This window comes from Streptomyces johnsoniae (assembly GCF_031845565.1).
Taxonomy (GTDB): Bacteria; Actinomycetota; Actinomycetes; order Streptomycetales; family Streptomycetaceae; genus Streptomyces; species Streptomyces johnsoniae.
Genome location: NZ_JAVREV010000001.1, coordinates 318,848 through 340,592, shown reverse-complemented (window position 1 = coordinate 340,592; position 21,745 = coordinate 318,848). Strand labels below are relative to the sequence as shown.

The 21,745-nt window shown below is 72.0% G+C and carries 19 protein-coding genes; 9 read left to right on the top strand and 10 right to left on the bottom strand.

Annotated elements, in window-relative coordinates:
• Positions 1 to 48: 48 nt before the first annotated feature.
• Positions 49 to 1,275, bottom strand: a complete 1,227-nt coding sequence (locus RM779_RS01510) for an acetate kinase (RefSeq protein ID WP_311614935.1) — start codon at positions 1,273 to 1,275, stop codon at positions 49 to 51.
• The gene (gene pta / locus RM779_RS01505; protein ID WP_311614933.1) at positions 1,272 to 3,395 is read right to left on the bottom strand and encodes a phosphate acetyltransferase; all 2,124 of its coding nucleotides are present in this window, start codon (positions 3,393 to 3,395) and stop codon (positions 1,272 to 1,274) included. Before pta ends, RM779_RS01510 begins: the two co-directional genes overlap by 4 nt.
• Positions 3,396 to 3,629: 234 nt before the next feature.
• Here pta and RM779_RS01500 point away from each other — a divergent pair, with 234 nt between their 5' ends.
• Together RM779_RS01500 and RM779_RS01495 are read left to right on the top strand one after the other, a co-directional pair.
• Positions 3,630 to 4,655, top strand: coding sequence for an ATP-dependent 6-phosphofructokinase (locus RM779_RS01500; protein ID WP_077058758.1), 1,026 nt, complete (start codon positions 3,630 to 3,632; stop codon positions 4,653 to 4,655).
• A gap of 411 nt (positions 4,656 to 5,066) precedes the next feature.
• Positions 5,067 to 5,705, top strand: coding sequence for a hypothetical protein (locus tag RM779_RS01495; protein WP_311614929.1), 639 nt, complete (start codon positions 5,067 to 5,069; stop codon positions 5,703 to 5,705).
• Between the two features lie 49 nt (positions 5,706 to 5,754).
• Here the strand turns inward: RM779_RS01495 and RM779_RS01490 are convergent, their stop codons facing one another.
• From RM779_RS01490 to RM779_RS01475, 4 genes are all read right to left on the bottom strand, one after another.
• Positions 5,755 to 6,669 carry a sulfotransferase domain-containing protein gene (locus RM779_RS01490; protein WP_311614927.1) on the bottom strand — a complete coding sequence of 305 codons (915 nt, stop codon included), beginning with the start codon at positions 6,667 to 6,669 and terminating at the stop codon, positions 5,755 to 5,757.
• A 29-nt stretch (positions 6,670 to 6,698) separates the two neighbouring features.
• The gene (locus tag RM779_RS01485; RefSeq protein WP_311614925.1) at positions 6,699 to 7,994 is read right to left on the bottom strand and encodes an acyltransferase family protein; all 1,296 of its coding nucleotides are present in this window, start codon (positions 7,992 to 7,994) and stop codon (positions 6,699 to 6,701) included.
• A gap of 64 nt (positions 7,995 to 8,058) precedes the next feature.
• Positions 8,059 to 8,298, bottom strand: a complete 240-nt coding sequence (locus RM779_RS01480) for a hypothetical protein (RefSeq protein WP_311614923.1) — start codon at positions 8,296 to 8,298, stop codon at positions 8,059 to 8,061.
• A 41-nt stretch (positions 8,299 to 8,339) separates the two neighbouring features.
• Positions 8,340 to 8,468, bottom strand: a complete 129-nt coding sequence (locus tag RM779_RS01475) for a hypothetical protein (RefSeq protein WP_311614921.1) — start codon at positions 8,466 to 8,468, stop codon at positions 8,340 to 8,342.
• A 297-nt stretch (positions 8,469 to 8,765) separates the two neighbouring features.
• Here RM779_RS01475 and RM779_RS01470 point away from each other — a divergent pair, with 297 nt between their 5' ends.
• A complete protein-coding gene (locus RM779_RS01470) occupies positions 8,766 to 9,545 on the top strand; it encodes a helix-turn-helix domain-containing protein (protein ID WP_311614919.1) in 780 nt (259 codons plus the stop codon).
• Positions 9,529 to 9,750, top strand: a complete 222-nt coding sequence (locus tag RM779_RS01465; protein WP_311614917.1) for a DUF397 domain-containing protein — start codon at positions 9,529 to 9,531, stop codon at positions 9,748 to 9,750. The genes RM779_RS01470 and RM779_RS01465 overlap by 17 nt, the downstream gene beginning before the upstream one ends.
• A 402-nt stretch (positions 9,751 to 10,152) precedes the next feature.
• Here RM779_RS01465 and RM779_RS01460 read toward each other — a convergent pair whose 3' ends face one another.
• Complete coding sequence (locus tag RM779_RS01460; RefSeq protein WP_311614915.1) at positions 10,153 to 11,514, bottom strand: MFS transporter; 1,362 nt, start codon at positions 11,512 to 11,514, stop codon at positions 10,153 to 10,155.
• A 243-nt stretch (positions 11,515 to 11,757) separates the two neighbouring features.
• On the opposite strand from RM779_RS01460, the gene RM779_RS01455 reads away from it, so the two are divergent.
• Positions 11,758 to 12,621, top strand: a complete 864-nt coding sequence (locus RM779_RS01455; RefSeq protein WP_311614913.1) for a helix-turn-helix transcriptional regulator — start codon at positions 11,758 to 11,760, stop codon at positions 12,619 to 12,621.
• Here RM779_RS01455 and RM779_RS01450 read toward each other — a convergent pair.
• Positions 12,536 to 13,750, bottom strand: coding sequence for a hypothetical protein (locus RM779_RS01450; protein ID WP_311614911.1), 1,215 nt, complete (start codon positions 13,748 to 13,750; stop codon positions 12,536 to 12,538). The genes RM779_RS01455 and RM779_RS01450 overlap by 86 nt on opposite strands.
• 217 nt (positions 13,751 to 13,967) lie before the next feature.
• Between RM779_RS01450 and RM779_RS01445 the strand changes: the two genes are divergently transcribed.
• Positions 13,968 to 14,612 carry a M23 family metallopeptidase gene (locus RM779_RS01445; protein WP_311614909.1) on the top strand — a complete coding sequence of 215 codons (645 nt, stop codon included), beginning with the start codon at positions 13,968 to 13,970 and terminating at the stop codon, positions 14,610 to 14,612.
• 76 nt (positions 14,613 to 14,688) lie between these two features.
• On the opposite strand, the gene RM779_RS01440 is transcribed toward RM779_RS01445, so the two are convergent.
• Positions 14,689 to 17,196 (bottom strand): tetratricopeptide repeat protein, encoded by a 2,508-nt coding sequence (locus RM779_RS01440; RefSeq protein WP_311614907.1) that lies wholly within the window; start codon positions 17,194 to 17,196, stop codon positions 14,689 to 14,691.
• Between the two features lie 292 nt (positions 17,197 to 17,488).
• Here RM779_RS01440 and RM779_RS01435 point away from each other — a divergent pair, with 292 nt between their 5' ends.
• Complete coding sequence (locus RM779_RS01435; RefSeq protein WP_311614905.1) at positions 17,489 to 18,712, top strand: amidohydrolase; 1,224 nt, start codon at positions 17,489 to 17,491, stop codon at positions 18,710 to 18,712.
• Between the two features lie 147 nt (positions 18,713 to 18,859).
• Positions 18,860 to 19,654, top strand: coding sequence for an SGNH/GDSL hydrolase family protein (locus RM779_RS01430; RefSeq protein WP_311614903.1), 795 nt, complete (start codon positions 18,860 to 18,862; stop codon positions 19,652 to 19,654).
• 807 nt (positions 19,655 to 20,461) lie between these two features.
• Here the strand turns inward: RM779_RS01430 and RM779_RS01425 are convergent.
• Positions 20,462 to 20,722 (bottom strand): hypothetical protein, encoded by a 261-nt coding sequence (locus RM779_RS01425; protein ID WP_311614900.1) that lies wholly within the window; start codon positions 20,720 to 20,722, stop codon positions 20,462 to 20,464.
• A gap of 493 nt (positions 20,723 to 21,215) precedes the next feature.
• Between RM779_RS01425 and RM779_RS01420 the strand changes: the two genes are divergently transcribed.
• A complete protein-coding gene (locus RM779_RS01420; RefSeq protein ID WP_311614899.1) occupies positions 21,216 to 21,740 on the top strand; it encodes a hypothetical protein in 525 nt (174 codons plus the stop codon).
• Positions 21,741 to 21,745 lie beyond the last annotated feature (5 nt).

Sequence of the window (21,745 nt, the reverse complement as noted above, 5' to 3'; positions counted from 1 at the left end):
CAGGCTATCCGAGCGCGCTCGCGCGCATCCACGAACGCTCCCGGACCCTCACGATCCGACCAGGGCGAACACCTGGGTCGCGATCTCCAGTTCCTCGTCCGTGGGCACCACGGCGACCGCGACCCGAGCGTACTCCGGGGAGATCAGCCGGGGGCCGCTCTCCCGCGCGGTGTTCGCCGGCTCGTCCACCTCGATGCCGAGCCCTTCCAGGCCCGCCACGGCCGCGGACCTGACCGGTGCCGCGTTCTCCCCGACCCCGGCGGTGAACGCGACCGCGTCGACCCGGCCGAGCACCGCGCAGTACGCGCCGATGTACTTCTTCAGCCGGTGGATGTAGACGTCGAAGGCGAGCCGCGCCTCCTCGTCCCCCTCCGCCCTGCGCCGCAGCACCTCCCGCATGTCGTTGTCGCCGCACAGCCCCATCAGGCCCGAGCGCTGGTTCAGCAGCACGTCGATATCCTCCATGGCCAGGCCGGCGACCCGCGACAGGTGGAAGACCACCGCCGGATCGATGTCGCCCGAGCGGGTACCCATCACGAGCCCTTCCAACGGGGTCAGGCCCATCGACGTCTCCACGCACCGGCCGCCCGCCACCGCCGACGCCGACGCGCCGTTGCCCAGGTGCAGCACGATCACGTTCACCGCGGACGGCTCGCGCCCCAGCAGCGCGGCCGTGCGCCGCGCCACGTACGCGTGCGAGGTGCCGTGGAAGCCGTACTTGCGGATGCGGTGCTCCTCGGCCGTCTTGGCGTCGAGCGCGTAGCGCGCCGCGTGCTCAGGGATCGTCGTGTGGAACGCCGTGTCGAAGACCGCGACCTGCGGCACGTCCCCGTTCAGCGCCATGGCCGTCCTGATCCCGGCGATGTTCGCCGGGTTGTGCAGCGGCGCGAGCGGCACCAGACGTTCGATCTCGGCGAGCACGCCCTCGTCCACCACCGTCGGCTCGGTGAACCACCGCCCGCCGTGCACCACGCGGTGGCCCACCGCGGCCAGCTCCGGCGCGTCGAGGCCGAGCCCGTCCGCCGCCAGTTCCTCGGCCGCCGCGGTCAGCGCCGCCCGGTGGTCCGGCAGATCCGCCTCCCGCTCGCGCCGTTCGCCGTGCGCCGGGGTGTGCACCAGGCGCGCGGAACGTTCCCCGATGCGCTCCACCAGACCGGTGGCGAGCCGCGCGGTGCCGTGCACGGTGCCGTTCATGTCGAGCAGCTGGTATTTCACCGACGACGAGCCGGAGTTGAGAACGAGTACCCGGCTGCCCGCACGCCTCGTGCGCGTCACGGCGCCACCTCCTCCTGATCGGCCGGCTGATCGGCAAGGCCGCCCTGCTGGGCCTGGATCGCGGTGATGGCGACCGTGTTGACGATGTCCTGCACCAGCGCGCCCCGCGACAGGTCGTTCACCGGCTTGCGCAGCCCCTGGAGCACGGGCCCCACGGCGACCGCGCCCGCCGAGCGCTGGACCGCCTTGTACGTGTTGTTCCCGGTGTTCAGGTCGGGGAAGACCAGGACCGTCGCCTGCCCGGCCACCTTCGACCCCGGCAGCTTCGTCGCCGCCACCGAAGGCTCGACCGCCGCGTCGTACTGGATCGGGCCCTCCACCATCAGATCCGGGCGCAGCCGCCGCACCAGCTCCGTCGCCTCGCGCACCTTGTCCACGTCCGCGCCGGAGCCGGAGGTGCCCGTGGAATACGACAGCATCGCGATCCGCGGCTCCACCCCGAACTGGGCCGCGGTCGCCGCCGACTGGATCGCGATGTCCGCCAGCTGCGCCGCGTCCGGGTCCGGGTTGACCGCGCAGTCGCCGTAGGCCAGCACCTTGTCCGCCAGGCACATGAAGAACACGGAGGACACGATCGACGCCTCCGGCTTCGTCCTGATCACCTCGAACGCCGGACGGATCGTCGCCGCCGTCGAATGCGCCGCGCCCGAGACCATGCCGTCGGCCAGCCCCTCCTTGACCATCAGCGTCCCGAAGTACGACACGTCCGCCACCACGTCGTGCGCCAGCTCGTACGTGACGCCCCGGTGTGCCCGCAGCCCGGCGTACACCTCGGCGAACCGTTCGCGCAGCGGCGAGGTCACCGGATCGGTGATCCGCACCGGCAGGTCGCCGCCCGTCAGGTCGATGCCCAGATCCGCCGCCCGCTTGCGCACGGCCGTCTCGTCGCCGAGCAGCGTCAGCTCGCACACGTTCCGCCGCAGCAGCACCTCGGCCGCGCGCAGCACCCGTTCCTCGGTGCCCTCGGGCAGCACCACGTGCCGCCGGTCCGCGCGGGCCCGTTCGATCAGCCGGTGCTCGAACATCATCGGGGTGACCCGGTCGCCGCGCACCAGCGATATCCGTTCGGTCAGCGCCTGCGTCGCCACATGCCGCTCGAACACCCCGAGCGCGATCTCCGCCTTCCGCGGCGTGGCCGCCGTCAGCTTGCCCTCAAGGCCGGAGAGCGCGGTGGCGGTGGCGAACGAGCCGTCGGGCACGGACAGCACCGGCGTCCCCGGCGCGAGGCGGGCGGCCAGCGCCATCGTCTCCTCGCCCGGGCGCGCGCCCAGGGTCAGCAGGAGCCCCGCGATCGGCGGCGCGCTCGCGGAGTGCGCCGCCAGCGCGCCCACCACCAGATCCGCGCGGTCGCCGGGCGTGAGCACCAGACAGCCCTCGGTCAGCGCGGGCAGGAACACCGGCAGCGTCGCCCCGCCGAACACGAAGTCCCGCACGTCGCGCGCCAGCCCCGTCGCGTCGCCGAGCAGCACCTCGGCGCCCAGCGCCTCCCGCACCTGCGCCACGGTCGGCGCGGCCAGCGCGGGCTCCTCCGGCAGTACCCACACCGGAACGGGCAGGTGGCCCGCCAGCTCGCGGGCCGCCCGCACGGCGTGGCTGTCGCGGACCCGGTTCACCATCATGGCGATCACCTCGCAGCCGAGCGAGGCGTAGGCGTGGTGGGCGTTGCGCACCTCGGCCACGATCGAATCCCCGCCCTGCCCCAGGCCGGACACCACGGGCAGCACCGCCGCGCCGAACTCGTTCGCCAGCCGCGCGTTCAGCGACAGCTCCGCGGGCAGTTGCGTGTCGGCGTAGTCGGTGCCCAGGACGAGCACCACCTCGTACTGGCGCGTGACCGCGTGGAACCGGTCGAGCAGCCGCCCCACCAGGGCGTCCGTGCCGCGCTCCGCCAGCAGCTCCGCGGCCTGCGCGTAGTGCAGGCCGCGCGCCGCCCCGGGCGACTGGGCCAGCCGGTAGCGGGCGCGGAGCAGGTCGAAGACCGGATCGGGGCCCTCGTGCGCCAGCGGCCGGAACACCCCCACCCGGTCAACCTGGCGCGTCAACAGCTCCATGAGCCCCAGCTCGATCGCCTGCCGGCCGTCCCCGCGGCCGATACCGGCCACGTACACGCTGCGCGTCACTTTCCCGTCCCGTCCCCGTCGTCCCGTCGCAAGCCTGGTGTGAGGGGTTCCGGGCAGCATCCCTCCTGTCGACCGTACCCGTGAGAGGTAATGGGGCGCGCGTCGGGTTGACGAGCGCCGTTCGAACGTGCCGCCTTCTCGTGAAACAATTCGGGCGGCCGCGAGGGAGCGGTCGCCGATCCCAGCCTTGCCTGTCCCCGACCCCCGTCCCAAGCGAGCAGGAGAGCGTTCCCCATGCGCATCGGAGTTCTCACCGCCGGCGGTGACTGCCCTGGCCTCAACGCCGTGATCCGGTCGGTTGTGCACCGCGCCGTCGTGGACCGGGGCGACCAGGTGATCGGTTTCGAGGACGGCTTCAAAGGGCTTCTCGAAGGGCGCTACCGCGAGCTGGACATCAACGAGGTGAGCGGCATCCTGGCCCGCGGCGGCACCATTCTCGGCTCCAGCCGCCTGGAGCGGCACCGGCTCGCCGAGGCGTGCGACAACGCGGAGGCGTTCCGGCACAAGCTCAGCCTGGACGCGCTCATCCCGATCGGCGGCGAGGGCACTCTGACCGCGGCGCGCATGCTCTCCGACGCCGGTATCCCGGTCGTGGGCGTGCCCAAGACGATCGACAACGACATCTCGGCCACCGACCGCACCTTCGGCTTCGACACGGCCGTCGGCGTCGCCACCGAGGCCATCGACCGGCTGAAGACGACCGCGGAGTCGCACCAGCGGGTCATGGTCGTCGAGGTCATGGGGCGGCACGCGGGCTGGATCGCGCTGGAGGCCGGCATGGCCGGCGGCGCGCACGGCATCTGCATCCCCGAGCGGCCCTTCCAGATCGACGACCTGTGCAAGATGGTCGAGGAACGGTTCGCGCGCGGCAAGAAGTTCGCCGTGATCTGCGTCGCCGAGGGCGCCCGCCCGGCCGAGGGCTCCATGCCGTACGAGCGCGGCGAGATCGACCCGTACGGCCACGAGCGGTTCACGGGCATCGGCCAGCGCCTCGCCGACGAGCTGGAGCACCGGCTCGGCAAGGAGGCCCGCGCGATGATCCTCGGCCACATCCAGCGCGGCGGCACCCCCACCGCCTACGACCGGGTGCTGGCCACCCGCTTCGGCTGGCACGCGGTGGAGGCCGCGCACCACGGCGAGTTCGGCAGGATGACGGCACTGCGGGGCACGGACATCGTGATGGCCCCCCTGGCCGACGCGACGGCGGAGCTGAACCGCGTTCCGCAGAACCGGATGGACGAGACGGAAGCGGTGTTCTGACCGGCCCCCCCGGCCCCCCGGCCCCCCGGCCCCCCGGTCCCCGGCCTCTCTGCCGGCTCCCCGCCGCGCCCCCGCGCCCCGCGCCCGTCGGGCGCGGATTCGCCCGTTCCCACCGCATATCCGGCGTGGCAGCCGACCGCGGAAGCATTCCGGTGGAGTCACACGGGATCTTCACGTCTTCTTCCGGTGATTCTGCGGAAAAGGTCACCGGCGTCGAGTTTGCCCGCATGAGCAGGGCGGGAGAATGCCATGTTCGGCCTTTTCCGCTCGGTGCGGCTTTCCCTTTGACTTCTGGTCCGTTGCCAAATACTTCCGAAGTCTGGGAGAGTCTGGGCTGACCGACGGGGCCGCGGAAGTGGCGATTGAGCCGGGAAAGGGCGAAAGATGATGCGGGGTGATGGCGGGTCCGTCATGCGAGGATTGACGGGGTCCCTGCTCTTTCTGGCGATTCTCGGCGTCAGCGGATGCGGGACCGAGGAGGCCGGCCAGGCCGAGGAGCCGGGGGCGGCTCAGCCGTCGACGGAAGAGTTCGTCGCGGCCGACCGGGTGTGCGACGGAGCCTTTTCGCGGGTGGCGCGGGACCTGGAAGGTTTAACGGGTGCGGTCGAGTTTGTGGACAGGCCCGCTCTCGGGGAGTCCTTCGATATACCCGCCTTTATCCGGGCACTTCGAGAGACCCAGGGGGCGGAAGAGCAGTTGTGCCGTGTCTTCACACCCACCTCGGGTATTCTTCCGGCCCTGGAAGTATTCTTCGGCTGGGAGCCGCCGGACGACGGCACGGAATCCACGACGGAAGACGGGACAGTCCTCCGTTACGACACCGGGGAGAGCGCCCTCTCCCGGAACCAGTCCGCGGTCATCACCTTCCCCTGCACGGTGGAAGGCCGGAACGGCGACCTCCTCAAGGCCCGTCTCGCCAGTCCGCGCGGCGGTGAGCCGGACGACCGCATCACGGTGCTCAACGCGGCATCGCTTGCCATCGCCCGGGGCTTCGGCTGCCTGGACGAGTCCGGCCTGACGACGGGCCCGCCGCAGCGGCTGGAGCCCTGAGGGCTCAGGTGCTGCGGGTTCAGGTGCTGCGGGTTCAGGCGCTGGGGGTTCAGGTGCTGCGGGTCAGCCAGGCCCTCAGCTCTTCCGGAAGCGGGGCCACCGCCGCCCGGTAGAGGTCCAGGGCCGCCGCTTCCGGACCGGTGCCACGCCACTGGCCGTTCCTGCCTCGGTGGAAGAACTCGAAGTTCGAGACGATGTCGGCGACCGAGCCCTTGGTGAAGATCCGCTCGGGTTTCTCCTTCATGGCCGAGAACCGGCACGCGGCCACCAGGTCGGGCCAGACCGACTCGTCGACAGGAATGCCGAGGAACGCGCTGATGCGCCGCATCTCGCCGTCCAGGTCGTTCAGCAGATCCTGGTAATGCAGGAACAGGACGTTCGGCCGGTCGCGCATCGTCCACCACGACTCCAGGTGCCGGGTGGGGGAGTTGAACGGCCAGCCGTTCGGCTCCCACGGGAAGGCGCTGCGGGTGAAGTAGGCGTGCCAGTAGTCGGCCAGGTCATCGGCGACGACCGGCTGCTCCGGGGTGTGCACGTCCTCGCCGGTCGGAGACGTCATCCGGTCGTCGGCCGTCGCGTTCATGCCGCGGGCGTGATTGTGGGCGGACACCACCGTGTCACGCGGGTCGCGGCCGACGATCAGATAGGACGTTCCGGAGTGGAACGGCAGCCCGTCCAGCGGGAGATGGCTCTTGATGAACCGCCGGTGCCGTTGCCCGTCCAGGGTGCGCAGCATGTCGTCGCGCGCGGTGAACGTGCCGTCGAGCCACGGGCTGACGTCCATGAGGGGGGTGCCGAGCCGCGTGTGCTGGAACACCAGAACGGACACGATGCGCTGGGTCCAGGTGGTGCCCACCTTGGGCGCGGTCGAGATGACGATGTCGTCCTCGCGCGGCTGAAATCCGTCCCAGTGGGTGCTGTTGATGAAGAAACTCCGGTACTTTCGCACAGCCGGTGTCCGCATGACTACATTCTGTGCCGGGCCGCGCGCGTTCATGCGCGGTCACGAGCGCCCGACAGGAACGTCGCGGCAAGGCCGCCCGCGAACAGCGCGGGCGCGAGCACGGCCGCCCGGCCCCCGGGCGCGAACCCCTCGGTGGCGAGCAGGGCGAGCGCCGCGGCGGCCGCGCCGACCCCGCACACCAGCAGCGCGGGCCCCCACCACCGCCCGGCCCCGCCCGCCCCCCGCGGCAGCCGGCCGAGCGGGCGCTGCGCCCACAGCACCGCCGCGGTCACCGGGGCGAGGACGAACGCGAGCAGCGCGACCCAGCCCACCCGCAGGGCCAGCCAGGGCGCCGAGCCGATGTCCGGCTGCGGCGCGATCCCGGCCGGGTAGAGCGTTACGGCCACGAGGACCACCGGCGCCATGTGCCATAGGTAGACGGTCATGACCGCGCCGTTCAGCCGCCCGAGCCGCCGCAGCCGGGCGGGCCGCTCCAGGCGGGACGAGAGCGCGGGCCCCGCGGTCAGCAGGAGCCCGGCCTGGGCGGCGGCGAGGGCGAGGAGTGCCGTCGACGGCGGCGAGGTGTTGTCCACCCGGGTGTCCGCACCGATCATCGCCACCGGGAAAGGACCCGGCCACAGCAGTACGACCAGCAGCACCGCCCCGGCCACCGCCAACGCGGCGGAGCGCCACCGGGGACGGACCAGCCGGCCGTCCTGCCAGGCGAAACCCCACTGGTGCATCGTTCCCCACACCAGCAGGTAGTTGAGGGTGCCGATCCACGGCAGCCCGGCGTCGACCACCGCGACATCAACCCCGCCGGCTAGCGCGGCCATCGCGGCGGGCACCGCGAGGCCCCAGCGGCGGTGGGCGGCGAGCATCAGCGGGGTCAGCACGATCATCAGCAGGTAGAGCGGCAGGAACCACAGGTGCAGGGCGACCAGCCAGCCGCCGCGGTCGAGGTCCGGCGCGGGCGCGCCCGCCGACGCGGCGGCGAGGACCCCGAGCAGCGCCACCGCCACGTACACCGCCGTCGGCCACATCAGCCCCAGCGCCCGGCCCTGGACCCAGACGTGCCAGGGGACGCCGCGCCGCAGGTGGGAGGTCCAGGAGACCGCGTTGACATAGCCGCCGACCAGGAAGAAGACCGGCAGCACCTGGAGGACCAGCGTCACCCAACTGCCCCAGTCGACGTGGTCGAGAGCGTCGCGGCCGGACAGGCGGCCGTCCCGGTAGGTGATGTCGGTCAGCAGCCAGTGCCCGGTCACCACCGCGGCGATCGCGCCCACCCGCAGCAGGTCGGCGTAGTGATTGCGCCCCGGACGCCCATCCCGTGCGTCGTCCACCCCACCAGCGTCGCGCGCCCCCGTCCGTACGGAAGAAGGGACGCGCCGACGTTTGCCCGGAGCGTCAGCGCGGTTCCCTGCGCCGGGTGAGGCGCGGGGAAACCCGCCGCGCCGCCCACAGCACCGTCGTGCGCCGCATGGTGAAGAACTCGCCGCTGGTGAATTCGAGCCGCTTCCCGCCACCGGCGACCGCCGTCATGTCCCGCACGGTCAGCGCCTGCCCACCCACCATCAGCTGATCGCCGCGCCGCACGGTCCCCGCGTCGATCTCCACGGCCACGAGCACCCCGGTCACCCCGGTCACTGGACCACCACCGCGTCCGCCTATACCTGCGTCCATGACCGTCATTCCGGCCTCCGTCCGAGGTGTTCCGCAATACGCTGATTCAACTCGGCTAGCTCCCGGGACAGTTCTTCGAGAACGGTGTCCTCGACCGCCGTCGGCGGCTCCTCCTTCGCTTCCTCTTCGGTCATTTTCCCCGCACCCTCCCGCAGGGAATGCCAAGCGCGGTAACGTGGCGCATGTCGTCGACGTCCCTCTTGTTGATGGCCAAGCCCCGGGGCGGGTGCGACCGCCCGCGGGGCTCCGAGACCGATTCGCCATCTTGACCGCGAACCAGCTGTGTGGATACCACTATTGCCGCCCGGCGGCTTCCGGTACACACCCGACGCGGGCCCAATAGGGGTCGGGACTCGGCGAGTTGGAGAGTATGTTCGATGGAGCTGTATGACGATGACCGGCCCACACCGAGTGTGGTGCTGAGCCGCAGAATGCGACGTGCAAGGGAGAGCGCGGGGTTGTCCCTGCGGGGCCTGGGGGAGCGGATTGTTTTCCCCTACGGATTCCTCGGCCGGGTCGAACGGGGCGAACAACCGGCGACGGACGGCCTCGTGAGGGCCCTGGACACGTTCTACAAAACCGATGGCCTGTTCGCCGAGCTGCTGCTCATGGCGCAGGAGCTGGCCATTCCGGCCTACGGCCGGGATTTCGTCCGCAGGGAGCGGGAGGCGCTGCGCATCCAGGTGTTCACCAGCAGCCTCGTCCCCGGACTGCTCCAGACCCGGGACTACGCGCGCGAGCTGTTCCGGACGTCCCTGCCGTGGGAGTCGGACGAGGAGGTGGAGGCGAGGGTCGACTTCCGCGTGAAACGGCAGTTGATGCTGGAGCGCGAGGAGCCGCCGTTCTACTGGGCCATCATGGACGAGGCCGCGCTGAAGCGGCCCACGATCAGCCGGGCGACCATGCGCGAGCAGGTCACGCACATACTGACAACTGCCGCGAGGCCGCACGTCGTTGTCCAGGTGCTGCCCTTCGCCCAGGCCATGCACCCCATGCTCGGCGGAAGTCTCACCCTGCTGAGCCTGAAGGACGGCGGAACGGTGGCGAACATCGAGAGCTTCGATTCGGGCGAGGCAGTAGACTCCCCCAGGAGACTCGCCACGTACGTCCAGCGGTTGGACGTGGTGCGCGCGATGGCGCTTCCCGAGAACGAGTCCCTGGATCTGCTGCGCAGCTACCGGAAAGAGTACGAGGATGAAGGCGATTCCTGATGCGTCCGCGCTCGGCGGCTGGCGCAAGTCCAGCTACAGCGAGAACGGTGCGGGCGCCTGCGTCGAGGTGGCGGAGGGGGCGGTGCCGTCCGCCGTTCCCGTGCGGGACAGCAAGGCCCCGCACGGCCCGGCCCTGGTGTTCCCGACCGCCGGCTGGAGCGCGTTCGTCACGGCCGTGAAGGACACGGACCTCCCCGCCCGCTGAACGTCGCCACGCAGGGTCGGTTGTCGTGATCCGGTGGTCCGCTGGTCCGGGGCAGCGGTGCTGCCCATGCGCTTGATGGCTCTCTTGGGGGCGGATCTGCTCACCATGGCCCCCGGCCCCTGGCTTGCTGCGCAGAGCGGCCACACCACCGACTGCGAGTCGGACTGACGGATCATCACCGCACGCGCCGATCCGGCCGACGTCGGGCTCTCCCGCGTGGGGCGGGAAGTGAAGCTGGGGGAGGTGGCGGCGGCTCGGCGGTCGAAAGGCGGGTGATCAGCACCGCAGACCTCTGGTACCACGACGGCTGTGCCCGCCGCGCCACCGACCGGGGCGTGCATGGCGCGGACCGTCACTGGTCCGGACTGCGGTGCCAGGAGTGCTCGGCTCGCGGCGATCGGGTCAGCGGCGTGGCAGGCCGAGAGCGCAGAGGGCAAAGGCGACTGCGAGGACGGCCTGGACGACCATGCAGATCGCGAGGGCGGTGGTGTACGACTGGTCGGCCGAGGCCGTCGAACCGGCCATCGCGGTGCCGAGCAGTCCTCCGGCGACGGCGACGCCGAGGCCCATCGCGGCCTGCTGTGTGGTCTGGAGTACCCCGGAGGCTGCTCCCGCGAAAGCCGGCGGAACGTCGGCGATCATCGCGCCGACCAGAGGGCCGAACATCAACGCCTGGCCGACCCCGACTCCGACGAGCAGTGCGCCCAGCGTCCACGAGTTCAACTCGGCGTGTCGGATGAACACCGACGTCGCGGTGACCGCGAGCAGCGTGGCCTGAACGATGCCGCCGGTCGTCAGCAGCCTGCGGAAGCCGAAGCGGGGCGCCAGCTTCCCCGACCAGATCGACACGGCGAAAAAACACAGGGCGTAGGGCAGCAGCACCAGGGCGGCGTGCATCGGGGACCAGCCCAGTCCGGTCTGGGTGGTGAGCGCGTAGAGGAAGGTGAACGCGCCGAATGCGGATTGGAGCATCAGCGCCATCACCAGGCCGATCCGGTACGAGCCCAGCCGGAGCAAGGGCGGCGGCACCAGGGGCACACGGGCCCCGCGATGCAGCCGGTGCTGCCAGGCCCAGAACGCCGCGAACAGCACCGGGGCCGTCACCAGCAGCACCCAGCACCAGACCGGCCAGCCGAGTGCTCCGCCCTGGGACAGCGGGATCAGCAGCGCCAGCAGCGCGGCCCCGAGCAGGGCGGTGCCGATCAGGTCGAGGGAGCGATGACCGGGCGAGCGGGTGTCCGGCAGCCAGCGCAGGCCGGCGAGGAAGGCAACGAGGCCCATGAGGACGCTGACCGCGAAGACCATGCGCCACGGGGCGCCTGGCAATGGCACGGACAACAGCACGCCGCCGAGCACCTGACCGATCGCCGTGGCACCGCCCGCGGTCGCGCCGAACAGGGCGACGGCTCTGGCCCGCTCGCGCCCTGTGGTCGATGCCGTGATCGTCGCCAGCACCTGAGGCACCATCGCGGATGCGCAGACACCGGTGAGCGCGCGAGCAGCGATCAACACGGGCATGGCGGGTGCCGCGGTCGCGATCAGCGAGAACACCGTGAACCCGGCCATGCCGACCAGGAACAGGCGGCGGCGCCCGTACAGGTCACCGAGGCGGCCGCCGAGCACCATGGGCACGGCGAAACCCAGCGAGTACACGGACACCACAAGAGACTGCTCGGCAGCCGAGGCGTGCAGTGACGCGCCGATATCGGGCACCGCGATGCCGACGGCGGCGAAACTCACCACCGACAGAAACAGCGCCGACAAGGCGGTGAGAAGCCCGGCCGTGCCCAGCGTCCGAGGGGCGGCGGCGGACCGTGAACGCGGCGCCGGAGGGGGGACGGTCGTGCCGTCGCTTTCCGCTCGCGTCCCGGGCGGGGTGCTGCGGGGTGTGGATTCTGTGGTCACACCCTCACCGTCACGGCATTACCATGCTGGTACCAGAAGCCAGTTTATGCGGGTACTGGCAGAACCTGGCTATGGACCGATACCTGCCGGCAGGGTGGAGACATGGGCGACGTCAGGCCCCCGGCGATCCGGCGCGAGCTCGGTGACTTCCTGCGTACCCGGCGCGAGCGGCTGGCCCCGGAACAGGTGGGCCTTCCTGCTACCGGGCGCCGCCGCACACCGGGTTTGCGCCGCGAAGAGGTGGCGGTGATGGCCGGAGTCGGCGTGACTTGGTACACCTGGCTCGAACAGGGCCGCCCGATCAACGTCAGCATGCAGGTACTGATGGCTGTCGGTAAAGCACTGAGACTGGACGACACCGAGAAATGGCATCTGCAACGGCTCGCGGGCCTGCCGTTGCCGCCCGCGGAACCGAGCGTGCACGACCCGGCCTTGGTGGCGGCGTTCCAGCCAGTGCTGGACAAACTCGAACCGTTTCCCACGTGTCTGCAAACTCCACAGTTCGACTTGGTGGCCTACAACCGCGCGTATCGCTTCCTGTTCACCGATATGGACATGATCCCGGCGGAGGAACGCAATTGCGCCGTGCAGTTCTTCACCGACCCCGACTGGCGCAGCCGCTACGTCGACGGCGATATCGTCGCCACCCGGATGGTCGCGGGGATGCGTGCCGCCGTCGGCACCGACCTGCACACCTCAGCAGCCGCAGCGACGGTCGAAAAGCTGCGGCAACGGTCAGACGAATTCGCGCGACTGTGGAGTCGGCACGACATTCTTCTTCAGGACTACGAGACCAAACGCCTGAACAGCCCTCTGGTCGGTCTGCTGCACCTCAAGTTCGTTTCCACATACACCTCGGACACCGGTCACCGGATGACCGTCATGACGCCGGCGAACGACGCCACATCCCAGCGACTGACCACGCTGACGGAACTCGCTGCGAACGCTGAGTCTGGACCTCGGTGAGCAGGGTCGCGTAGGCGTCCCACTCGGGGCTGGTGTAGATGGGCCCGGTCTCCTCGGCGGAGACGTACTCGTGGCACTCCACGTCGTCCTCGCCCTCCAGCACGCCCTCGCCGACCTTGTCGCCGGTGCGCGCCTCGTAGACGGTCACGCGGTAACGGCCCTGGGCGAACTCGACGGACTGGGTGGCCGGGCCGAATCCGAGCGGCCCCTCCGTGTACGGGCAGGAGATATCCGTGTCCGGCACCGCCCCGGACCCCGCGGCGCACGCCACCAGTTGCACCGTGTCCGCGTCCGGCTCGTCGTCGCCCCACTCCGGCTCCGCCGTTTCCGTACCCGTGCCCGAGTGCTCATCCCACTCGTCCTCGATGGCCACCCACGGGCTCGGCTCCTGCTCGTCGCCGGGCTCGAACGGGGCGGCGCGCGGGAACGGTTCGCCGCCGCCCTCGCCGTCCTCGCCGCATATGCGCGCGAAGTCGTGGAGGTCGCGCGGCAGGTCGCCGAGAACGGCGTCGTTGACGGGAGGCAGCAGCATCAGCGCCCACGACAGGACGGCCGCCGAGCCGAGCGCCACCGAGGTGATCACGACCCGCCGGGCGACGGGACGCGGCAGCGCGCCCCGCGCCCGCACGGCCCGGATCAGGCCGGAACGGCCCATCACCGCCCCGACGGTGAGGGAACGTTCGTGCGCAAGGTCCTTCCGGTGTCGGTCGCCCTCCAGCCAGGACAGCCGGAACGAGAAGGCGCCCTGCGCGTCGTTCACGCCCTCCTCCACCCCGCCGATCATTTCCCACGGGATCGCGAGGGCGGCGGGCTGCCCGCCGTGCAGGGACCACAGGAGCAGGCCCTCGTCGCAGACCGCGAACCAGCGCCGCCCCGTCAGCCTGCGGGGCGGCATCAGGTACACCCAGCTCGCCCAGCAGACGAGCAGCAGCGGGACGCCGACGAGAACGAACGGCAGGACGGCGGGGATGTAGAGCGGGGTGAAGACGGCGACGCCGATGAGGAGTCCGAGCAGGCTCGCGCCGCCGCCGGTCACCCAGCTCCGCCGCTCGTAGTGCACCCGGTGGACGGCACCGAGGCCGGCTTGCCTCGCCCGTTCCGCGATCGCGCGACGTCGCACACGTCTCATGGACCCGACCGTACGCGGACGGCCTGGGAGGGGTCCCGGGCGCGTACGGTTCCCGCCGGTCACGGGCCGGGGCGCGCCGCGCCGTGCGCTCCGGCTCGCGCTTCTGGTGGAGGCGGGGTGCGACAACGGGCGGAGGCGAGGGCCGGTTGCCGGGCTATTCAGGCGGGGAGAGATCGCTGCCAGAATCCGGCGGAAACCGGGAAACGCGGGGGGCGGCATGGCGGTCATCACGTTCGCGCACGTCAGGTACGGGAGCCGGGACAGCTGCGTGGCGGCGTTCCAACGGGCGCTCATGGCAAAGGGGTTCGCCATCGCCGCGGGCGCCACCGGGTACTACGGCGAGCAGACGAAGGCCGCGTGCGCCGCGTTCCAGCGGGCGCAGGGCTGGCGCGGCGCAGGGGCGGACGGGGTGCCGGGGGCGAAGACGTTCGCCGGGCTCGGCTTCGCGAACGGCGCACGGTCCGGCGGTGCCGCGGGCCGGGTCGCCTCGCCCGTGCAGGGGCGCGAGGTCACCTACCCGTACGGGGTGCGCAACAGCCGCTACGCGGCCGGGTTCCACACCGGCGACGACTACGCGGCCCCGGCCGGCACGCCCGTGGTCGCCGTCCGCGGGGGCACCATCGCCTGGTCGAACGGCGAGGGCGGCGCCTACGGGCAGTGGATCGGCCTGCGCGCCGACAACGGCCGGGACTACGTCTACTGCCACCTCGCCACCCGCTCCGTCGAGGCCGGGGCCCGGGTCAGCGCCGGGCAGCGGATCGGCGAGGTCGGCGACAGCGGCGCCACCACGGGCCCGCACCTGCACCTGGAGGACCGGCCGCACGGCGGCGGCTACGGCGAGGTCCGCAGGCCCAGTTGGTGAGGCGGCCCGCCGCGTTGGTGAGGCGGCCCGCCGCGTTGGTGAGGCGGCCCGCCGCCTCAGACCGGCTCAGCCCGCCTCAGACCGGCTCGTCCCGGTACCCCGGCGGGGGAACGTCCGCCGCGTCGAGTGACGCGAGCCGCCGCGCGACCGCCTCCGCCTCCGGGGTGCCCAGCTCCGCGAACAGCGCGTGCGCCCGGCGCCAAGCGGCGCGTGCGCCGGGCGCGTCGCCGGCCGCGGACCGGCAGTGCCCCAGACCTTCGTGCGCCCGCGCCCCCTCGTAGCGGTCGCCCAGCTCACCGGCCCGCGCCGCCGCCTCCCGGTAGTACCGCGCCGCCCGCGCCCACCGGCCGTCTCCCGGCAACGCCCGCAGCGTGGCGCCCAGTTCGTTCAGCAGCGCCACCTCCGCCACGTGGTGCCCGATGGCGCGCGCGATCGTCAGCGCCTGCCGCAGATGGTTCAGCGCCTGGGCCGGGCGGCCGTCCTGCCGCAGGATCGATCCCAGGCTGCCGAGTACCTGCCCCTCGCTGACCCGGTCCCCGATACGCCGCGCGATGCCCAGGATCTCCCGGCCCATCTCCAGCGCCTCGCTCGGATGCGCGAACTGCTTCGGGTAGCGCCCCAGCGGCTCGTACATCACGCCGCGGTCCCCGAGCTTGCCGTCCTCCTCGCGCCGCGCCCGCAACTGGCGCGCGATGGCGAGGGCCTGCCCGAAGTGCTCCCGCGCCTCGGGCAGCCGCCCCAGGTGCTGCAGCACCTCGCCGGTATTGCCCAGCACCCAGCCCTCGCCGACCCGGTCCCCGACGCCGCGGAACGCCGCCAGCGCCTGCTGGAAGTCCTCGATCGCGTCCAGGTCGCGGCCGACCCGCCAGCGCACCGCGCCGAGCCGCGCCAGTGCCTGCGCCCGGTCGTGCGGGTCGGGCGTCAGGTCGGCGCGGGTGTGCAGGGCCTCCGCCTCCTGGTAGTGCCCGCCGACATCCAGGTAACGGAAGAGGATCGCCGACATCTTGCCCGTGTGATCCGGCCGGCCGTGCTCCGCCGCGTGCAGGGCCGTGGCGATCAGACCCGCCCGTTCCGCCTCCAGCCACGCCGTCGCGGACCGCCGGTCGGTCAGCAGGGGCAGCACCGTGCCCGGGGTGCCCGGGGTGCACGGCGGCGGCCGGTGGTGGCGCTCGTACGGCGCGAAGTGGTCCATCGCGAGCGACACGGCGTGCCGGTCGTGGTCGAGCAACCGCGCCAGCGCCGCGCGCCGGGCGTGCGCCGGGTCGTGCTCGTGCGCCTGCGCCGTCGCGTAGATCCGCACCAGGTCGTGGAACGCGTACCGGCCGGGAACGGGCTCGCGCAGCAGGTTGGCCGCGAGCAGCGTCTCCAGGCGCGCCCGCACCCCGGCCGGGTCGTCGTCCGCCAGCGCGGCGGCCGCGTACACGTCCAGATCCGGCCGCGGGCCGAGGGCCAGCACCCGGAACAGGCGCCGGCAGCCGGGCGCCAGGCTCTCGTACGACAGCCGCAGCGCCAGCTCCACGCTGTCCTCGGACCGCAGCCGGTCCCGGTGCCCGAGCAACTGCTCCAGATGGTCCGCCAGCGTCCAGCCGAACCGGCCGCCGATCCGCCCCGCCACCACGCCGAGCGCCAGCGGCAGATGACCGACCGACTCCGCGATCCGCGCGGCCGTCCCCGGGTCGGTGTCCACGCGGTCCGCGCCCGCCGTGCGGCGCAGCAGCTCCATCGCCTCCCCGGGCGAGAAGACGTCGAGGCGCAGCCGCCGCGCCCCCGGCAGCCCGGGAAGGCTGCGGCGGCTCGTCACGAGCGTCAGGCAGCCGGGGCCCTCCGGCAGCAGGGGGCGCACCTGCTCCTCGTCGCCCGCGTTGTCCAGCACCAGCAGCACGCGGCGGCCGGCCAGCCGCCGGTGGAACTCGCGGGCGCGCGCCTGCGGCGTGAGCAGCCGGACGCGGTCCGCCGACATGCCGAGCCGCCGCAGCGACGCGTCGAGCACGGCCAGCGGGTCGGCCGGCGGCAGATCGGGCGCGTAACCGTTCAGGTCGACCCACAGCGTCGCCTCGAAACCGCCCTGCCGCCGCAGCAGATGGGCGGCCCGCGCGGCGAGCGCCGTCTTCCCGACGCCCGCCATGCCCTCGATGACCCGCAACCCGGCCGGGGGGTGGCCGCCGCCGAGCAGCGCGCGCAACGCGTCGCGCCGTCCGCTGAACGCGGGCAGGTCGGCCGGCGGCGCGTCCGCGACCGTCACCACCCCGGAGCCGGCCACCGCGCCGATGATCCTGGCGTGCGCGCCGCGCCACCGCCCGGCCGCGGCCTCGTCACCCACCAGGGCGCGCGCGATGTCCTCCACGAGGTCGACGTTCAGCCGCGCCCTGCCCTGCTGGAAACAGCGGTGCACCGTGTCGTAACTGGGCACCTCGGGAATGCCGCGCGCCGCGCGCGCACGGCTCACGCGCCGGTGCACCTCGCGCTCCGACAGCCCGGCCCAGCCACGCAACGCGCGCAGGCACGCCACCAGTTCGTCCATGGTCCGCGCGCCGCCCGGGTCCGGTGGATCGCCCGGAGGCCGCCGCGCGCCGGTGTCCCTCATCGCGTCCTCCACACCGTCACCCATTGAACACCACGGGTGTCTACCCGGCGTGACCGGGTTTGCACGGGAAACGCGACGGCCACCCCTCTTCCCGGTGATGATGGCCGCGGCGGTGACGCCCGCGGGACCGCGCAAGCACCGTGCGCGCGGAGGGGAATCGCGGGACACCGGGGGAGGGGCGGGGGACAGGGCGGCGGCGGACGGCCGCCCGTCCCCACCGTTCACCCCCATCCCATCCCGACGCGACGCGCGAGCCGGTGTCCATGGCCGGGTTCGGGTAGGTTCGACCGCCATGGATATTGCGATCACTTCCGGTTATGTCGTACCCGTCGAGGGGCAGCCGATCGACGGCGGCACCGTTCTCGTCGTCGACGGCAAGATCGCCGCCGTGGGGCCCGACGCCTCGGTCGCCGTCCCGGCGGGGACGCCCGTCGTCGACGCCGCGGGCGCCTGGGTGCTGCCCGGCTTCGTCGAGGCCCACGGCCACCTGGGCGTGCACGAGGAGGCGGAGGGCTGGGCCGGTCAGGACACGAACGAGATGACCGACCCCAACGGCGCCAGGATGCGGGCCCTCGACGCCATCAACCCGGCCGACGCGGGCTTCGCCGACGCCCTCGCGGGCGGCGTCACCAGCGCCGTCATCAAGCCCGGTTCGGGAAATCCGGTCGGCGGCCAGACCGTTGCCGTCAAGTGCTGGGGGCGCAGCGTCGACGACATGCTGATCAGGCAGCCGGTGAGCGTCAAGAGCGCGCTCGGCGAGAACCCCAAGCGGGTCTACGGCGACAAGAAGCAACTGCCTTCCACCCGGCAGGGCGTGGCCGCCGTCATCCGCGACGCCTTCACCCGCGCCCAGGACTACCTGACGCGGCGCGAGCACGCCGCGGCCGAGGGCAAGCCGTTCGAACGCGACGCCGGTCTTGAGGTCCTGGTGCGGGTGCTGGGCCGGGAACTGCCCTGGTGCCAGCACACGCACCGCGCCGACGACATCGCGACCGCGCTGCGGCTCGCGGACGAGTTCGGCTACCGCGTCGTCATCAACCACGGCACCGAGGCCCATCTGCTGGCCGACGAGATCGCCCGCCGCGACGTGCCGGTGATCGCCGGGCCGCTGTTCACCACCCGCACGAAGGTGGAGGTGCGGCAGCGCACCCTCGCCAACCCCGGCATCCTGACCCGCGCCGGCGTCAAGGTCGCCATCACCACCGACCACCCGGTGGTCCCGATCAACTTCCTTGTCCACCAGGTGACCCTGTGCGTGAAGGAGGGCCTGGACCGCGGCACCGCGCTGCGCACCATCACCACGAACCCGGCGGAGATCCTGGGCCTGGACGACCGGGTCGGCAGCCTGCGCCCCGGCCTCGACGGCGATGTCGTCATCTGGTCCGGCGACCCGCTGGACGTGATGAGCCGGGCGCTGCGCGTGTTCGTCGAGGGCCGGGAGGTCTACCGCTGGCACGAGGGAACGCGTTCGGGCTCGGTCGTCGACCCGTACTACCGGGAGCCCGCCACGGCCTGACGCCCGCCGGTGGGCAGGGGAGTTGAACGCCCGGGAAACTCTTCGAGCGGCCCGTGTTGGTGACATGTGCATGCTTGTCAACGCGCGTTGCGTCGGGCAGCCTGACATGCGTCGGCCTCTTCCCCCACACGCACACTCGGAGGACGCATGCGCAGGACAAGAGCCCTCACCACGCTCGCCACCGCCGTATCCGGACTGCTCCTCGCCCTCGTCGGCGGCGGAACGGCCCAAGCCGCCGGACCCTCCTACGTCGCGCTCGGCGACTCCTACTCCTCCGGCAACGGCGCGGGCGACTACATCGACTCAAGCGGCGACTGCCACCGCAGCAACAGCGCCTACCCGGCCCTGTGGGCCGCCGCCAACGCCCCCTCCTCGTTCTCGTTCGCCGCCTGCTCCGGCGCCGTCACCAGCGACGTGACCGGCTCCCAGATCTCCGCGCTGAACGCGGACACGCAACTCGTCAGCATCTCCATCGGCGGCAACGACGCCGGTTTCGCCGACGTGATGACCACCTGCGTGATCAGCTCCGTCGACACCTGCCTCGGCGACATCGCCACCGCCGAATCGTTCATCTCCGGAACGCTGCCCGGCCGCCTCGACGCCACCTACGACGCCATCCGGGCCGGCGCCCCCGACGCGCGCGTCGTCGTTCTCGGCTACCCGCGCATGTACATAGAGCCGTCCCCCGGGTGCGCCGGCATCGGCGAGACCAAGCGCGAAGCCATCAACGACGCCTCCGACCTGCTGAACACGGTGATCGCCGAACGCGCCGCCGCGCACGGCTTCGCGTTCGGCGACGTGCGGAACACGTTCGACGGACACGAGCTGTGCTCCGGCGACGACTGGCTCCACGACCTCGCCCTGCCGGTGTGGGAGTCCTACCACCCCACCGCCGTCGGCCACTCCAGTGGCTACCTCCCCGCCCTCAACGCCAACGACTGAACGGCTGAACGACTGAACGGCTGACGCCCCGTCACCGCTCCCGCCCCCCGGTGCGGGGCGCAGTGGACCGGTCACGATACGTGTGACTAGGTCCTGTCCTGTCGATCTTGTCGGAGCAGCCCGCGGCGTCAGATGCGGTGCATCGCAAGGCGGAGGATCGCAGCTCGTACTTGGCCGTACTCGCGCGATGCGACAACGCAGCGAGGTGCCGTAGCTGGCGTCGCGGGCCCGGCAAGATCGGCAGGACAGGGCCTAGCCTGGGCCCTCGCACGGCAACACCAGCCAAGGGGGCGGGACATGTGCGACGGAGCAGACCTTTCGGTCAACAGCGAAGAACTGGGCCCGGTGGAGTCCGCGGCCCGCGAGTTATACGAACTACTGCCGTCCAAGGGCCTCGCGGCCGAGCCGGAGAGCCAGGACACCGGCGCCGGGCTCGCCCGGCACGGCATCGCCAGCGGCACGGCCCTCACCGGGCTGACGGAGACCTGGCGCACGAGGATCACCTCGCTCCAGAACGACTGCGCCAGGATCTCCGGCCACCCGGACGGCACCATCGTCTCCCACAGCGATCTCGAACACCGCATGAACCGGCTGCTCGAAGACCACGCGGACGACCCGGAGTTCGCCGCCCGCATCGTCGACACCGTCGGCATGGAGGAGTACCTGCTGCCGGCCGACCGGACGGAGACGACCGCGACCCGGCTCAACAGCGACGGCACCCTCGCCGCCGACCTGCGGCAGGGCCTCGGCACCGCCCTGTCCACGTCACTGCGGCCCGCGGGCGACATGAGCAGCGCGCCGCCCGGCTCACCGGCGTACCTCCAGTGGCTTCAGACCTCGGCCGGACAGCAGTACCAGGAGCGCTACGACGCCTTCCACGAGGCGGGCAACCGCCTGCTGCACGAGCCGAGCCCGCTCGACCGCGACTCCGCGGACCAGCGCGTCGGCTACGATGTCGCCTTCGACCTGCTGGAGGCGTCGGACGTGCCCATCGACGACCAGTTCTTCCACCAGACGACGAGCCGGCTGATCGAGCTGGAACAGGAAACCCCCGGCATCTGGGAGCATGACCGCTTCCCCGAACGGGAATCCCCGTGGCTGCCGAGCCCATGGGACGCGAAGAACGACCTGGTGGACCGCATGCTCGGCATCGGCGCCCACGGCAACCCCGACGCGGTGACGGCGTTCTTCGACCCGGAGGGCCCCGGCGCGGAGCACCTGGACTACTTCATCGGCGAGGGCGACGAGGCCCGCCACGCGGCCGTGGGCACCACCCCCTCGCCGCTGCACGCCCAGTGGCAGACCACGCCCCCGGGCCCCGGCCTGCAAGCCGCCCTGGAAGCGGCGGCCACCGGCCTCCCTCCGGGCGAGCCCCCGCCCCCGGGCGAACACCGGACCCACTCGGATGCGAACGCCCGGGTGGCGGAGACCGTGTGGAACGAGTTCGCGGCGGACTACGCGGGCTCGGACGAGCTGTCCGACATCAAGACCCCCCCGCATCGCCGAGGGGGAGCCCTTCGCCGCCCTCCGCCCGGCCCTGGGCGCCATCGCCGCGGACTACATGCCGGACGTGCACCATGCGCTGGGCGGCATGGAGATCGAGCCCCGCCCCGATCCGCAGGCGGATTTCGAGGACGAGTACATGGCCCTGATGCTGTTCGACCTGGGCAAGGAGCCGGATGCGTACGCCTCCCTCACCGCGGCGAACGAGGTGTACACCTACGTGGCGGTCGACGCGGCCGTGAACCACGACTGGGGGACGAACGAGGAGCGGCGCTTCGCGGTGCAGGAACGCATCCCGCTCGCCGGCCCACTGGCGGTGAGCCTGCGGGCCGGCCTGACCGAGATGGTCTTCGGCGCGTTCGAACACGACAGCCAGGCCACGGCCGAGGACCAGGCCACCCGGGAGTACGAGAGGTCTTTGAACTATTACCGCGATGTCGTCGTGACGGGCGCCGTGGACGAAGCCTTGGCGCGGGGGGATTACGGTCTCTCGGACGAGGAGGAAAGAGCGGTGCGGAACGGCGCGAAAGATCACTTCCTGGGCAGTTTCAATAACGGTATCGATCGGACGGGCCGAAATTGAACGGC

Excerpts from the sequence above, each read along its gene's own strand:
- RM779_RS01455 (WP_311614913.1), top strand. The coding sequence starts at position 11,758 with ATGGGCGACGTCAGGCCCCCGGCGATCCGGCGCGAGCTCGGTGACTTC.
- RM779_RS01440 (WP_311614907.1), bottom strand. The coding sequence starts at position 17,196 with ATGAGGGACACCGGCGCGCGGCGGCCTCCGGGCGATCCACCGGACCCG.
- RM779_RS01445 (WP_311614909.1), top strand. The coding sequence starts at position 13,968 with ATGGCGGTCATCACGTTCGCGCACGTCAGGTACGGGAGCCGGGACAGC.
- RM779_RS01435 (WP_311614905.1), top strand. The coding sequence starts at position 17,489 with ATGGATATTGCGATCACTTCCGGTTATGTCGTACCCGTCGAGGGGCAG.
- RM779_RS01450 (WP_311614911.1), bottom strand. The coding sequence starts at position 13,750 with ATGAGACGTGTGCGACGTCGCGCGATCGCGGAACGGGCGAGGCAAGCC.
- RM779_RS01425 (WP_311614900.1), bottom strand. The coding sequence starts at position 20,722 with ATGCTCCCAGATGCCGGGGGTTTCCTGTTCCAGCTCGATCAGCCGGCT.
- RM779_RS01420 (WP_311614899.1), top strand. The coding sequence starts at position 21,216 with ATGCCGGACGTGCACCATGCGCTGGGCGGCATGGAGATCGAGCCCCGC.
- RM779_RS01465 (WP_311614917.1), top strand. The coding sequence starts at position 9,529 with ATGAAGGCGATTCCTGATGCGTCCGCGCTCGGCGGCTGGCGCAAGTCC.
- RM779_RS01470 (WP_311614919.1), top strand. The coding sequence starts at position 8,766 with ATGCGACGTGCAAGGGAGAGCGCGGGGTTGTCCCTGCGGGGCCTGGGG.
- RM779_RS01475 (WP_311614921.1), bottom strand. The coding sequence starts at position 8,468 with ATGACCGAAGAGGAAGCGAAGGAGGAGCCGCCGACGGCGGTCGAGGAC.
- RM779_RS01495 (WP_311614929.1), top strand. The coding sequence starts at position 5,067 with ATGCGAGGATTGACGGGGTCCCTGCTCTTTCTGGCGATTCTCGGCGTC.
- RM779_RS01500 (WP_077058758.1), top strand. The coding sequence starts at position 3,630 with ATGCGCATCGGAGTTCTCACCGCCGGCGGTGACTGCCCTGGCCTCAAC.
- RM779_RS01490 (WP_311614927.1), bottom strand. The coding sequence starts at position 6,669 with ATGCGGACACCGGCTGTGCGAAAGTACCGGAGTTTCTTCATCAACAGC.
- RM779_RS01430 (WP_311614903.1), top strand. The coding sequence starts at position 18,860 with ATGCGCAGGACAAGAGCCCTCACCACGCTCGCCACCGCCGTATCCGGA.